Origin of the sequence: Brevibacillus sp. MER 51, assembly GCF_023714195.1 — a bacterium.
Lineage (GTDB): Bacteria > Bacillota > Bacilli > Brevibacillales > Brevibacillaceae > Brevibacillus.
In genome coordinates this window covers 210,290-224,224 of the sequence record NZ_JAMAUS010000001.1, presented here as the reverse complement: position 1 = coordinate 224,224, position 13,935 = coordinate 210,290, and the positions used below count along the sequence as shown (strand labels likewise).

Annotated in this window: 15 protein-coding genes; 2 read left to right on the top strand and 13 right to left on the bottom strand. The window is 45.3% G+C overall.

Annotated features, from left to right (window positions below):
• Nucleotides 1–687, bottom strand: coding sequence for a response regulator transcription factor (locus M3630_RS00835; RefSeq protein WP_173609229.1), 687 nt, complete (start codon nt 685–687; stop codon nt 1–3).
• A gap of 147 nt (nt 688–834) precedes the next feature.
• Here M3630_RS00835 and M3630_RS00830 point away from each other — a divergent pair, with 147 nt between their 5' ends.
• Nucleotides 835–1,581: a C40 family peptidase gene (locus tag M3630_RS00830; RefSeq protein ID WP_251250883.1), complete on the top strand. Its 747-nt coding sequence runs from the start codon at nt 835–837 to the stop codon at nt 1,579–1,581.
• A 122-nt stretch (nt 1,582–1,703) separates the two neighbouring features.
• On the opposite strand, the gene M3630_RS00825 is transcribed toward M3630_RS00830, so the two are convergent.
• Together M3630_RS00825 and M3630_RS00820 are read right to left on the bottom strand one after the other, a co-directional pair.
• Nucleotides 1,704–1,874 (bottom strand): hypothetical protein, encoded by a 171-nt coding sequence (locus M3630_RS00825; RefSeq protein ID WP_251250882.1) that lies wholly within the window; start codon nt 1,872–1,874, stop codon nt 1,704–1,706.
• 53 nt (nt 1,875–1,927) lie between these two features.
• On the bottom strand, nt 1,928–2,176 hold the full coding sequence (locus M3630_RS00820) for a D-alanyl-D-alanine carboxypeptidase family protein (RefSeq protein WP_251250881.1): 249 nt from the start codon (nt 2,174–2,176) through the stop codon (nt 1,928–1,930).
• Between the two features lie 488 nt (nt 2,177–2,664).
• Between M3630_RS00820 and M3630_RS00815 the strand changes: the two genes are divergently transcribed.
• Nucleotides 2,665–3,327: an S-layer homology domain-containing protein gene (locus tag M3630_RS00815; protein ID WP_251250880.1), complete on the top strand. Its 663-nt coding sequence runs from the start codon at nt 2,665–2,667 to the stop codon at nt 3,325–3,327.
• A gap of 51 nt (nt 3,328–3,378) precedes the next feature.
• Here M3630_RS00815 and M3630_RS00810 read toward each other — a convergent pair whose 3' ends face one another.
• From M3630_RS00810 to M3630_RS00765, 10 genes are all read right to left on the bottom strand, one after another.
• Nucleotides 3,379–4,215 carry a M55 family metallopeptidase gene (locus M3630_RS00810; protein ID WP_251250879.1) on the bottom strand — a complete coding sequence of 279 codons (837 nt, stop codon included), beginning with the start codon at nt 4,213–4,215 and terminating at the stop codon, nt 3,379–3,381.
• 24 nt (nt 4,216–4,239) lie between these two features.
• Nucleotides 4,240–5,661: a serine hydrolase domain-containing protein gene (locus tag M3630_RS00805; protein WP_251250878.1), complete on the bottom strand. Its 1,422-nt coding sequence runs from the start codon at nt 5,659–5,661 to the stop codon at nt 4,240–4,242.
• Nucleotides 5,662–6,130: 469 nt separating this feature from the next.
• Entirely contained in the window at nt 6,131–6,850 is a 720-nt protein-coding gene (locus M3630_RS00800; RefSeq protein ID WP_251250877.1) for an anti-sigma factor, read from the bottom strand.
• Nucleotides 6,847–7,392 carry an RNA polymerase sigma factor gene (locus M3630_RS00795; RefSeq protein WP_173603687.1) on the bottom strand — a complete coding sequence of 182 codons (546 nt, stop codon included), beginning with the start codon at nt 7,390–7,392 and terminating at the stop codon, nt 6,847–6,849. Before M3630_RS00795 ends, M3630_RS00800 begins: the two co-directional genes overlap by 4 nt.
• Nucleotides 7,393–7,488: 96 nt before the next feature.
• Nucleotides 7,489–7,965, bottom strand: a complete 477-nt coding sequence (locus tag M3630_RS00790; RefSeq protein ID WP_251250876.1) for a hypothetical protein — start codon at nt 7,963–7,965, stop codon at nt 7,489–7,491.
• Nucleotides 7,966–7,977: 12 nt separating this feature from the next.
• Nucleotides 7,978–8,781, bottom strand: a complete 804-nt coding sequence (locus M3630_RS00785; protein WP_251250875.1) for an extracellular solute-binding protein — start codon at nt 8,779–8,781, stop codon at nt 7,978–7,980.
• A gap of 256 nt (nt 8,782–9,037) precedes the next feature.
• Entirely contained in the window at nt 9,038–10,621 is a 1,584-nt protein-coding gene (locus tag M3630_RS00780; RefSeq protein WP_251250874.1) for a lipase family protein, read from the bottom strand.
• A gap of 51 nt (nt 10,622–10,672) precedes the next feature.
• Nucleotides 10,673–11,401 carry a thioesterase II family protein gene (locus M3630_RS00775; protein WP_251250873.1) on the bottom strand — a complete coding sequence of 243 codons (729 nt, stop codon included), beginning with the start codon at nt 11,399–11,401 and terminating at the stop codon, nt 10,673–10,675.
• A gap of 29 nt (nt 11,402–11,430) precedes the next feature.
• The gene (locus tag M3630_RS00770; RefSeq protein WP_251250872.1) at nt 11,431–12,138 is read right to left on the bottom strand and encodes a 4'-phosphopantetheinyl transferase family protein; all 708 of its coding nucleotides are present in this window, start codon (nt 12,136–12,138) and stop codon (nt 11,431–11,433) included.
• Entirely contained in the window at nt 12,135–13,934 is a 1,800-nt protein-coding gene (locus tag M3630_RS00765; protein ID WP_251250871.1) for an ABC transporter ATP-binding protein, read from the bottom strand. Before M3630_RS00765 ends, M3630_RS00770 begins: the two co-directional genes overlap by 4 nt.
• Between the last annotated feature and the right edge of the window lies 1 nt (nt 13,935).

Genomic DNA, 13,935 nt, shown 5'->3' with positions numbered 1-13,935 from the left:
CTAATCTCGTAGTGTATAGCCGATTCCTCGAACAGTATGTATCAGTTTGACGGATGGATCACTTTCAATCTTGTTTCGCAAATACCGGATATACACATCCACGATGTTGGTATTCCCCATAAAGTCAAAGCCCCAAACGGCTGTAAGAATTTGCTCTCGCGAGACCGCTTGCTCTTTGTTTTGAACCAGATAATAAAGCAAATCAAACTCGCGTGGGGTCAACATGATTTCCTCGTCATCGAGGAACACTCGCCGTGCGTTGGGCTGGATACGCAAACGACCAACCACTATCTCCTGATTCGCTTTTGATTCCCGCTGACGTAACAAGGCCCGAATCCGGGCAAACAACTCCTCGATGGCAAACGGCTTCGCCAGATAGTCATTGGCTCCACTGTCTAGCCCCGTGACGATATCTGGAACCTCTCCACGAGCCGTGATCATGATAATGGGGACATCCTTGGTTTCCCGTATGCGCCGGCATAGTTCGATCCCCGATAATTCGGGCAACATGACATCCAGAAGAATGAGGTCGTACTCAATCGTCAATGCCTTTTCTAATCCGGATAGCCCGTCGTATTCAATATCCGTCGAAAATCCTTCATTCTCCAACTCCAACTGTAAGTATCTTGCCAAGTTATGCTCATCCTCCACGAGCAGCAAATAGCCTTTTCCATCTGGCGTAGGCATGCATATCATCTCCGTTTGAATATCTTACCAACAGTTTTCTCAGGAAACTCTCATGAAATTCTACCGGGAATCTTAGTTTTATTCTGTACGATAAGAGCGTGGATGAGAAACATACAACAAGATTAACCATTCAGAAGGAGGAACATCATGACAAAGCGAAACTGGAAAGGTACTACTACTACGGTCGTAGCTATTCTAATGGGAACTTCTCTTCTCATGAACGGACAAGCCTACGCGGCTTCTGAGACAGGTCTCACCTCCACAACTACACATAATCAGGATAAACTGCAGAAAAAACATAAGAATGACCAGAACCTGCAACAGATTATCGAAGAATCCATTGCAAATCAGGGCAATGGACAGGCTGAAATGGACCAATTTGATCAAATGGTTCAAGATGGTATGAATAACGACCTGGCAGCCAACGAGGAAAGTACTACTGATAGTAATCTGAATAAACAGACGAAAGATACTGCTGCTTCATTTGATCACAATACTTCTGCCTCCTCTTCCGACATTGCCGATCAGGTCATTTCCGAAGGATTGAAGTATAAAGGCGTTCCCTATAAATACGGTTCGAGCAAAAAAACAACACGTACATTTGATTGCTCTTCCTTTACACAGCGAGTGTTTAAAGAGGTTGGCGTAAAACTGCCTAGAGACTCGCGACAACAGTCCAAAGTCGGTCAAAAAGTCTCGAAGGATCAACTGCAAAAAGGGGATCTCGTGTTCTTCCACAGCTATGGCAGCTCGTCTTCTCGCATTACCCATGTTGCCATCTACGCTGGAGACAATAAGCTGCTGCACACGTACGGTAAGCCTGGAGTTACGACAACCAAATTCAAAGGGACTTCCTGGGAAAAACGCTTTGAGCTTGGAAGACGTGTGATTTAATCATCTTCGGTGCAACACAAAAAGACTGCTGAGTGCTTCAGCAGTCTTTTTCATCATCACTGTAACGAAGGAAGCAAGAGAAACATGTTCCGTTACGCCCTCCCTGAAAAAGAATCATTAAACTACAAAAACTCTGTCACAATGACACCTTCCTGATTGTCGCCTGAAAGCACATATTTCCCATTGGTAGGCACTTGAATCATGATGCTAGTATTTACCGGATAATAATAAATTTTGTAGTCGCCACCATTTATACTCCCCGACACTTCCTTTGCTTCTCGCAAGTAATTCACGTATTCCTCCAGGGAGAATTGACGCTCCTGCATAATAGCGCTGTGTGGCAAACCTATATAAATCGGTAATGCATAGGATTATAAGGAATGCCAGTGATTGTGACCTTTTCCTTCGGATAGCGAAGAATGAACCCGTATTTCCAAGCGTTTTCTTGTAGCCACTTCCCTTCAGGAGATTGGTCGATTTTCATTTGTGTGGATGCAACATCCAAGGCTGTTCCCAAATGATGTTCCTTAAAACAATCTGGCAATGCACCTTCGTCATGTCCCTTTTCTTCAGCCGGTTTTCCCGTTTTTTCCAAACTTCGATAGCCGCCTTTGATCATAAAAATCGTTTACATTGTCACTGCTTGCTGAACCGACCATCTCGTTGAACGCCTCCGCTGCGTTCTCAGACAATTCAATAGAATTATCTTGCAAGCGATAGCCTTCCACCAAATATTTGTGCGAAGACAAAAGGATCACATCGGATGGCACCGCCTCTGAATGGATCGGATGGTTCTTGTTGACTAATAACAGATCGCCCTGATAAATCTGGTCTTGTTCAACGCGAATCGCTTTGTATTTCGGGAAAGCTGCCGTGTACGGCTCTTTTTGTTCCCATAAAACTAGGCAATGTTAAATGAAATCGTGGTCAAAAGATAAAGTTTTCCTTAAATATTTTTGCTGTAAACAAACTGAAAATTTTCAAGGTTCCTTGATATTCGATAGGAGCAAAGGAAAGCTGAAACGTTGTCAATTATTGCTCGTCAAATGGAGTGAAACTTCAAAAATAGACGAGGTGGCTACCATGAATGTCAGACAACGTACGATTTCTCTTTCCTTCCTTGCATTGTTAACCGTATCATTCGCCCAACCAAGCTTTGCTGCAACGACTCCTTTTACGGATCTCGCCCAATCGGGAGCAAAGGATAAAATTCTTTCCTTACAGCAAGAAGGTGTGATAAAAGGCGTAGATGATAACAAGTTCGCACCTAATGAAACGATAACAGCTGCTCAAGGTATTCAACTGATTGTAAATGCCTTTGATTTGAATCTGGCAGCGATCCGTTTTGTAAAAGCTCCACAAGCCACTGACTTTTTTTCCAAAGCAGATAACGAGGCTTGGTATGCAGAGAGTCTCATCATAGCGGCTGTGAACGGTTTGGAGTTACCAGCTGATCTCGATCCGAACGCTGAATGGACCAAAGAGCAATTCATTCACCAGCTGATGAGAGTGATGGAGACCAAAGGTAATCTTCCCATGACCAAACTAGTGCCGGTAGAAATCAAAGATGATCATGACCTCACCGTGGATTATCAAGGCTCCATTCAACGAGCTTTGGCAAGAGATGTGATCGAATTGGATAAGGAAAACAAGCTCCATTCGCAAAAGCCCATCACTCGTGAAGAGGCAGCCGAAATGATTTATAATGCCCTTGCTTATTTGAAAAACCATAAGCCTTTGAACTAAAACAAAAAAATGCAGCGATCCTCGTGAAGAGGGGCTGCATTTTTTACTTACTTAACCAGTAATCATCTGATTTACTTGCCCGGTTATCAACAGCATCGCTTGCAAGACAGGCATCATACTGACAAGATCAGACGAATGGAAGCGTACCGTGCGTCCTTCGATGAGTTCAATTCCCGGCATCCAGCTGACTGCTGTGGCAAATTGTGATTTTGTAAACTCGACTTCTATCGTATTCTCTACTCTTTGCTCAAGCGGTTTCACTGTACTGCGATGGAGCAATGCCTCTTTTGCCCGCTGACGGATCAGCTCTCTCGCACGGACGGGATGCATCGCTTGCGACGAGAGTCCAGTTATCCCTGTTTTTACAGCGACCGTAAAGACTCCAGGGATATCTTCTTCCACCTCTTTAGCCGTTTGGGAATCTCCGGTAACGAGTACGACTGGGACACCGAAGGCTCCTGCGATTGCTGCATTTAAACCCGCTTCGCCTACCTCTTTGCCATTTAAGATAAGCCTATGGATAGCGAGACCAGACAGTGTATGATTGAGTACTGCATTTTCTGTTCCCGCTTTTCCATGATAACCGATGAAAAATGCGGCATCGCAGCTACTGTCGATTCCCTGCATCATACAGAGTGGCTTGAAAAAACCGCGGATGACATCTGCCTGTGGGTGCAATTCTTCCAGGATGATATTGTTCATCGGTCCATGAGACTCATTGACGATAATTTCGGTAGCTCCTGCTTCCAGTGCACCCTCAATCGCCGCATTAACATCTTGGGTCAGCAGTCTTCTCCCCGCTTCGTAATGTCTGCGACCGGGGATCACATCCTCCCATTCACTAAGTCCGGATATCCCTTCCATGTCCAACGAAATAAACACCTTCATGAGAAACTTCCTCCCTATCTTCGATTAGGTTGCTTTCGGTATTTGGCGCGATCCAAAGGCCATGCGCTTGATCTCACCGTCTGGATGGTGAACAAAGCGGATGAGTGAATCGATGTTGTGGCGCGTGAACAGAAACGTGTCTTCGCCCACGGAACGCAGTGGAAACACATCATTGCCTAAAACGAGTAAGAGCTGTCTCTGTGCTTTATCGAATCTAATCTCTACTGCGTCTCCTTCTCCTGATTTATATGTACCAGGGCATTGCTGCAAGGAATCAAGCGGCACTTCCCTATCGGGAAACGTGGCGAACTGCGTCTCGAGCGGGCGACCGAACATGCTGTTCAATAAACCTAATGTCAGATTGGTAATGGGGGCATCATCCATGTTGGTCAAAAGAACGCCGGTTACTCCCGCCTCTGGGATGATGAACATTTGTGCTGTGATCCCTTTTAAGCCGCCGGTATGGGTAAGTAACGTGTAATCTTCAGTAAATGGAAATACGCCGAGTCCGTAACCATAGCTGCGACTCAAGTCAATGCGGACATGAGGGGCAGTCATTTGTGACAAGCTATCTCCCGAGATGATTCTCGCTCCATTTGAAAGCCCGCCTGTCCGATAGACATCCGCATACCGAAGCATGTCACGTGCAGACGATTTGAGAAATCCTGCTGCACGCATGGAGGGAGCATCCCACCAACCAGGGGCACGTACAACCTCACGAACACCATCATTCATGCGACATGTGTACAGCATGGTAGTATTGTCGTCCTCGCCTAATTCCTCTACATGAAAAACCGTTCGTTCCATGCCAACCGGCTGTAAAATATGCTCTTTTACATAGTCTTCATATGTTTTGCCGCTGACGCCCTCAATAATTGCCCCAAGTAAGCCAAAAGCTTCGTTCGAATAGCTGAATTCTGTCCCGGCAGGTCCCAACAATTCGAAGGGCAGCTTCTCTATATATGCCATGAGGTCTTCGAAGGTATCGATTGGGTGTTTACATTGCGCTTCAAAATGTTGGAGTAATTCTTGTGCTGTCGGATCGGCTTGTAAACTGGGTAGCATTGCGGGAATGAGAGATGGAAGTGGTGGAAATCCGAGGGTATGGGTCATGAAATGATGAATGGTGATGCTCTTCGTTTGGGCTTCATCCGGTGTGCGAAACTCAGGTAAATACGTGATGACCGGATCATGTACGGAAAGCTTTCCTTCTTCCTGAAGCTGCATGATCGCCATGCATGTAAACGACTTCGTAATTGACCCGATACCAAATACCGTATCCAGATCGATAGGAGCTTGCTTTTCGCGGTCTCGATAACCAAACCCTTTTTCGTAAGCGAGTTCCCCGTCTTTGGCTACCGCAATGATCGCACCGGGAACCTGAAAATCATCCATCAGCTTTTCGACGTATGCTTCAAATGACGCTTCCCACTCATTCATCTTCATGTCATACCTCCTTAGATTCATTACATACAAACCGGAAAGCAATTTCAGTTTTTTAACTCCGAAGTGTATACTTCAAAAAAATAAAGATATGAAGTTCATGCACTAGTAGAATTATAAGCGGCAGATGAAAAAACAACAATATATAATTCTGAAAATAATTAATTTTCACAACGAAACACAATTAAATAAAAATGGCCCTTCGTCTTGTATGACGCACGTCAATCAGAAACTTTAAAATGTAAAAGAAACAATCTCTTATTAGAATAAAAAATAGAGTAAAAGCTGCCGGTTTTAACACCAGCAGCCTCTGTTTGTGTTTGCCTTACTATCGAACCCATAAGGCTCAACTGGCCGAGCCGTGTGGACATATGCGGAATCCATAGGGGAAGTTTCTTGAAGATGAGCACACGTTAACACGATACGGTTAACCAGATATTTAAAATATGAATCTGTCCTTTTCTGTTACCATCTATGAGCCGGCTATTTTTTTTCCTCTAGGTTGTCTGCTGTTTGCGTCTGGTTCGACAGTAATGCCGATTTGATCAAAAGTCTGCCCTTCGGCGAGCTGGTAGGTCAGTAATCCGAATCCGTTTTCGTCCGGCTTGAATATGCCACCATTTTCCCTCTTGCTGTTTTTCAGCAGCCAAACCTGATAAACCTGTGAACCTTCGACGCCGGGCAATTCGTGAACCTGCACCACCAAATTTTTCTCTGATCCCTGCTGGACAATATAGGCGACACCGTTTGTTTCCGGGTGGCTTTGATTGGCTGCTTTTAAGGGAATCGCCGTTACAATTTCAATGGGGACATTTTCCTCATGGCGATTTTCTACTTGTATATTCGCTATTCCAAGGCCAATAAACGCGAGCAACAAGACGGTCACCATACTCGTTGAAACGGGAGTGAACTGGCTTTTAAGCATCATGGCGAGCTTGCTCATCTTAGCCATGAATGTTTCCGTACCGCTTCTTTTGGGCTCAAGAACAAACCCAAGTACCTCGCCTTTTAGCGATTCAGGCACCTCGATTTCGGTATAATCGAACGGCAAAGCATGCCAGGCCTGGGATAATTCCTGATATTCTTTTTTACACTCCGCACAATTCTTTAAATGTTCAGCAAAGGCCATGTGTTCACTCTCCTTGAGCTCATTTGCTATATATGAAATTAAATGATCACAAACCCTTCTCATTTTATATCCTCCAGTTCCAGATGCTTCCTCAATCCTTTAAGAGCCTGGTGAAGCCTGCTTTTAATCGTGCCGAGCGGCTCTTGTTCCAGCTTGGCGATCTCTGAAAGAGAATACCCTTTCCAATAAAGCAGATCGATTAATTTTCTTTGGGCCGTCGGCAATTTGTTTTTCGCCATCGCAATATCATTCGTATTTACTCGTTGCTCGACTGCATTTGCAGGATCGGCGATCTCTTCATGTTCCTCTTGATGGTGTTGCGTATGCCTCTTCTCTTTGCGAAGGTAGTCAATGCATATATTGCGGGTAATCGTGAGCAGCCAATTTACAAAGCTGCCTTGAGCAGGATCGTAATGGCTGTTTGTTGTCCATAGCCTCAAAAAGACCAGTTGAATAATTTCTTTCGTCTTATCCTCATTCCCATTGCAAAACTTCATAACGAAACCGTAAACAAGCTTTATATATCGATCATAGAGCTCCTCTAATGCGTGACCATTTTTTTCGTTAACCAATCGCATTAATTCCGCATCGTAATTTTCTTTCATGTGGCACTCCCTGCTTTTGGATAAAAATTATACTGCCATAACCCTTTTTTAAAAGTAAAGATGGGAACGACCGCGACTGATCGTTCCCTGGGAGGCTTATTCAAATGTTGTTTCGCTGTTTACGACAAACCATACTTCTTTTACTCCTTGTCCGTTTATATCCCCTTCTTGTTGGTCTTTTGCAAAATAATAGAGAGGAAAGCCTTTGTACGTAACCTGCTGCTTCCCGTTGTCTTCTCTTGTGATCGTACCGAAATCCTTTTTGTCAAAACCTTCTGGGACTGCGAAATTCTCCTGGGTAAATGCCGGCCAGTTTGCCAGGCATTCCCCGCTGCAATTGCTTTTTCCTGCTTCGTCCTTTTTAAAGTAATACAGGGCCCTTCCCTGTGGATCCGCCAAATACTCTCCAGCTTTTTCATTCTTCAAAAGCTGGAGGGCTTGTTCGGATTTAGTTGGTTCCGTTTTGGCTTGATCGGGTTGAACCGCCTCTGTTTTTACCTCCGTGCTTTTTCCACAAGCAGCCAAAGCAAAAATAATCAAAAGCATTGCAAGTGTAAAAACTACTTTTTTCATGTATGTTCCTCCTTACTTCCAGCCCCATTTTTGAAAGATTTGGTGAGATTTTTCCGTTCTTAAATAATCAATAAATTGCTGTGCCTCTTTTTTCTGATCAGTGATTTTTGTCAGGGCGATCGGCGTTCCACGATAGAGTTTTTCTTCTTCGGGCAGTTCGATCAGGTCAGTCACATCCTGGAGCCGGTAATGCCACGATTCATAGGTAATCCAGGCGTCCAGACTGGAATTCGATTTCCATCGTTCAATGGCTTCGGCACTCGACTTTACAGAAACGGTAATATTTTGAGTAATGCCTCCGATCAGCCCTTTTCTGCCTGCCATGTCTTCCCACAGGCCAAGCTGACCAGCCCCATTCACATCCATTATTTTTACTCCCTTTTTCGTTAAATCCTCCAGACTTTCAATCTTCTTAGGATTTCCTTTCCTCACCAATATTCCTGCAGCACGTGCGTAAAGCTCCGTACGTGTTTTGGTGTCGATCATGTCGGGGTAGTTAAAGATGAAGTCCTGCAGCATATACTCGGAGCCACCGAAAATAATATCTGCATCTTGCTTTGCTTGACCGATCCACTTGCTCTCTGGTCCGGCTGTTATTTCCACCTTCATTCCCGTCTCAGCTGAAAAATGTTCAGCAGCTTCCTTGATCGGTCCAAGTGGTCCACCTGGTCCGTACACCCGAATGACTTGGTCACTTTGGCTGGAATTTGGTGTCGCCTGGGACGCCGGCTTACCGTCCATTTGTGCATAGGCTGACATTCCGGCAGCCGTAGTGAAAAAAAGCAGTAGAGCTGCTAGGCACACGGTCTTCCTCATGATTCTTCCTCCATTTCACACTTGTTTTTTAACGGTACTATCAAAGGAAACGAAGGGAGGCTGTAAACGGTTTGATTGTAATGGTGAAATAGTTAGAAAGTTTCATGAAACGATGAAAAACTAGACTGGTGAAGTATAAATAAAGATCTCCGCACAACCTACGCCAGTTTGGCCAGGTGTGGTGATCTTTGTCTTTGAGATGCTGTTGTAATCAGAAAAAAACGACCCTTTTTCAGGGCCGTAAAATAGTTTGCTCTTATTTTTCTAATTCTCCATCGCTATTTGTTACCGCAAAGTTGTAATTAATAGAGCGTGTAAATGGTTCGCCATCCTCATTGATGCCAGTTACGTCAAAGGAGAGATTATAAACACCTGGCTTCGTCGGCACAGTAAAATTGCCAGTAAGCTCATCTTCTTTTACGGCAAACTTCACTTCATCAAGGACGCTTGCTTTTTCGCCGTTCATGGAACGAGTCAGGTTTGCTTTTTCCAGTAACGATTGATCAATTTCGTTTTTGCCCAGGTCGACGGAAATCTTCGCTTTGTCGCCTTTCTTGAATACCTTTTTGCTCGCCTTTACTTTCGCTTCTTCTCCACCATCCACGGAACCAACCATGAAAAAGGCGTCGTCAGAGCCCTCCACTTCAAGTGTCCATTCGCCTGCTTCAGGTTCCTCTACTTCAATGAAGTGATGAACAGCATCTTGGAATATCCCGGGCTCATCTTCCGAGTTGCTTTTTTTACTAAGATCGGCCTCATACTCTTTGCCAGACGGACTGATCAGGGTCACAACGGTGTCTTCCGACGAGGTCATCGTATCAAGATTCAGCTTATCGATTCCGCTCTCCAGGAAAAATGTTTCGGAGGCGTTGTCTTCCACTTCGCCTCCGCGGAGAATAACGGAGCTTTCTTCCACAGTGGTTTCTTTCGATTTGTCTTTGCTTATTTTATTTGCACGTTCTTTAATGGATGCATTTTGCAATTTCGGTTGAACCAGATCCCATGTTTGTGAGGCTTTGGCTATTTGACCGTGGGAAACGTCTTTTGTAAAGCTCTTGATCCCATACGGCAAACCGAAGGCAGACTCAACAGAAACGGCTCCATCGTCTTCACCAGGAAGAACCGCATGACCAAACCAGGTAGCACTAAACCAGCCATCATCCCCTGTTCCGGCAGCCATGTATGTCTTTGTTGAACTATTTTCGCTACGACTGTCAGTCTGCGCACGGAAGTTGGCCATATAGGACGTTTGCAAGGAATACACGGCATCATCTTTTTTGCCAAGAATGTCAGCGAGCCATCCCGCCCAGTTGCTGTACGCCATGTCAGCCAATTCTGAACCTTTGTTTGGCGTGGAAAGCTGGTGAACTACGTTGACATACGGATGTGCGCCATAGTGCACGAGCGCTGTCTGTGTATCGATGCCACCTTTGGAATGTGCAATGATATTGATTTTGGAAACACCGTAATAATCTGCAACCTTTTTAATGACTTCGGCGAGCTTCGCCCCATTTGTCCACATGTTGCCACCAGTACCATCCGCGTCCTTCAGTTGTACAAATGCGGTACGATACCCGGCGTTATAGGCTGCATCATAATATCCGTCTGTTGTATACCAGGTATTGTAGGTGGAGTGCAGACCCTGGACAAACAGAATCACGGGCTTGTCTTTGGATGCATTGGGAGGAACCGCACCTGTGTACCAGTCACCAAAATGACCACTTGGATTGTCGTCATGCAAAACCGGAGCTGGAGCGGCTGCGCTTGCTGCTTGCGGGTAGACCAGCGCCGTTGATAATGTAACGGCCGCTAGCAAACGAGATAGTGCTTTCTGATTCATGAAAAGAACACCAACCTTCACCTTTGGATTTATTGTTGCCGTACACAATTGTTAAAATGGTGTACGGATTGCAACTGCCTGTTCTACCTTCAATGTGTCTTGAATAATCACCATGATCGTATTCATTTGCTGATGAATAAAGAAATGCCCACCAGGCATGGGGTAAAATTTGCATTCTCCCCCGCAATAGTCTCGCCATGCCACAATATCTTGGATTTCAATAGAATCTTCTTTCCCAAACAATACTGTCATATTGACAGGGATTTGTTTGGGAAGCTCATTATTCATTTCATAAGTTTGCACGGCCTGGAAATCAGCGCGAATCATAGGCAAAAATACCTCCAAGATCTCGTGATTATCCAAAACTTCATTGGGAGTGCCCCCAAGTGTACGAAGCGATTCGATGAACTCGTCATGCGGCAGGTTGTATGTTTTCACCAGCTTCTGATACGCATGTGGCACGCGGGAGGCAGACAGGAACAAGTGCTGGGGCAGCGGCTTTCCATTCTGCAACAGCTTTCGTGTCAGTTCAAACGCAATTAATCCGCCCATACTGTGACCAAAAAAGGCAAAAGGTTCTTCCCCCAGCTCTGGTGTAATCCGGTTGTATACATCCTCCAAGACCTCATAAAACGAGGTGGAAAGAACCATGTTATCGCCAATTAATGAAGGCCGTACCTCGAATGGATCAATTTCCAATAACGCTGGCGACACTACCCGCTTCCACCCGTAATAGATGCTGGGAAGCCCACCTGCATACGGAAAGCAGAACAATTTCATCTCTTACCCCTCCCTTTCCTCATTGCGTATTATCTCGACATCTTTCTATGAAAAATAGCCTGATTCAAATCTTGTAAATCCCTCATCACTACTTGAGCAGCAAACTGATTGGCAGTCGCGCATACTGATAATTTGTAACCCGGATCGATCTCATACTGATGAAATGCCCAAGCATCGTTGGAATCACTTTGCGATATCGTAATCGATTGGTCCAGGTTTTTTCTTATGGCGAATGATTGCAACGGGATGGATAGTCCCATGCCTCTCGCTTTTATATAGCTCTCCTTCAAGGTCCAAAGGTCGTAAAAATATGAAACCTGTTCATCTGGATGTTTTGCCAAGAGATCCTCTACTTCGGCTGTTGCAAAATAATGAGTGGCAATATCCAAATCAATCGGACATATTTGCTCCACATCAATCCCCACCTGCGCGTCATGCGTGGCGCAGACGACCCATTCCCCGGAATGCGAGACGTTAAAGCAGAAGCTGGGAAATGATTTCAAAAAAGGTTTTCCGTATGCATTGTAGTCATACTCGATTTCGTCATTGGAAATCTTGTAGACTTCACAAATGAGAGAACGTACCAGCACGTCCGCGAGCAACGCCCGATAGGAGTCAGCCGGATTTCTGAAACGATTGACCCGTTCCCGTTTTTCTTCGGGCAGTGCTTGTAAAAATCGGTTAAACGACTCTTTCTCCATGACAGCAGGACATTTCAAAGCGTAAATGGCAATCATGTAGCGCTCACCCTTCTTTCGGTCAATTCCAGGCTACTCATTTGATCTGCTCGATCCTTTCGCTGCTGCACTTCATACAAGTTGGCATAGATGCCGTTGTGCTGCATTAACTCAATATGGCGCCCTTGCTCGATAACCTTTCCTTGATCCATCACGTAAATCACATCGGCAGCCTCTACAGTCGACAGGCGATGAGCGATGACAAGTACTGTTTTATCTTTCATGAGTGCAGTTAATGCTTGCTGCACCCAATATTCCGATTCTGCATCCAAAGCAGAGGTTGCTTCGTCCAGTAAAAGAATCGGTGCATTTTTCAAGATAGCTCTGGCAATGGCAATTCGCTGACGCTGGCCGCCGGATAGCTTGGCACCGCGTTCTCCTGTTTTTGTCTGGTAGCCATCTGGCAGTTCCATAATAAAATCATGCGCATACGCAGCTTTGCTTGCCTGGATGACATCCTCTTCCGAAGCATTCAAGCAGCCGTAACGGATATTGTCTTCAATGGTTCCTTCGAACAAAAAGGCATCCTGAGGCACGTATGAGATCAAGCTTCTGATTTCTGCGAGAGAATAGGCGCCCATGGGCTTGCCCAGTAAATAAAGAGAGCCGCTCGCAGGTGGGTAATACCCTAACAGAAGTTTCATGACGGTGCTTTTTCCACTTCCACTCGATCCGACTAGGCCAGCCATTTGGCCTTGCTCGACTCGTAACGAAACACCATCCAGCACATTTGTATCTTCGTTGTATCCGAAAACGACCTGCTCCAGCTTCAGCATGCTTTCGCAATACTGGTGTTTGTCGGTGCTCTGCTGATACTCTTCCGGTTCGAGAGGTTCATTCAGAAAATCGACGACCCGAGAAGCGCCAGCTAGCGAGCTCTGCAACGCTGTAATGACTTGGCCAAGCTGGAGAAAGGCCAGTGTTACAAGCATCTGTTGTTGAACCAGAGCAACCAGCACACCCAACCCGATTATTTGTTTGGACACCATCATGATTCCAAAAACAAGCATTCCTCCGAAGCTTACGAATTGGATGAAGAAATTGGTCCCTTCCAATAATCCGTGTTTATGCCCTTGCTTGATGGCAGACGAAGCTACTTCTTCATTTGCTGCCGTGTAACGGGCGGTCACAACGTTATGTAAATGAAACATTTTGATGATGGGCAACCCAGACAAAAAATCGTTTAATCTTTCGGTCCCAATCCCCATCTGCTGCTGCATTCGGTCTCCAATGCGCCGTACAGACTTGGCAAACAGCGTATTCACATAAAGAGTCAATGCGCTTACGATCAACAAGACGACGGCAATTTTCCAATCCATTGCAAACATTCCTATGATCGAGCCAATCAGTGACAGCAGGATGATGCTCAACGTTTTCAATTGCTCTGCGTACGCGTTTTCCATGAGGACAACATCATTGCCCAGTCTCGACATCGTATCTCCCGAATGGTGCTGCTCATAGTAATCGAAAGGCAGCTTGCTCAAACGTTGATAGACATGAAGCCGAATGTTGGCAATGAGCTCACGGACGCATCGACGATAGATGTAGCTGAAAAATGGAGACAGGATACTTAGCAAGAGGAACATCACAGCCATGGTGGCAATCGCTCTGGTTAATAAAGCAGGGTCTTTTGTGTTCGCAAAATCCGTCAGATCCTTGAATACGAAAGGTAAAGATACCAATACAGCTGCTTGACCGATTCCGTCTCCTACGAGTCCCAATATATACGCTCGCTTTTTCGATTTCATAAACGACAGCAGTTGAAGTAGTTCCCGCATCAAACTCTTGATGAACATG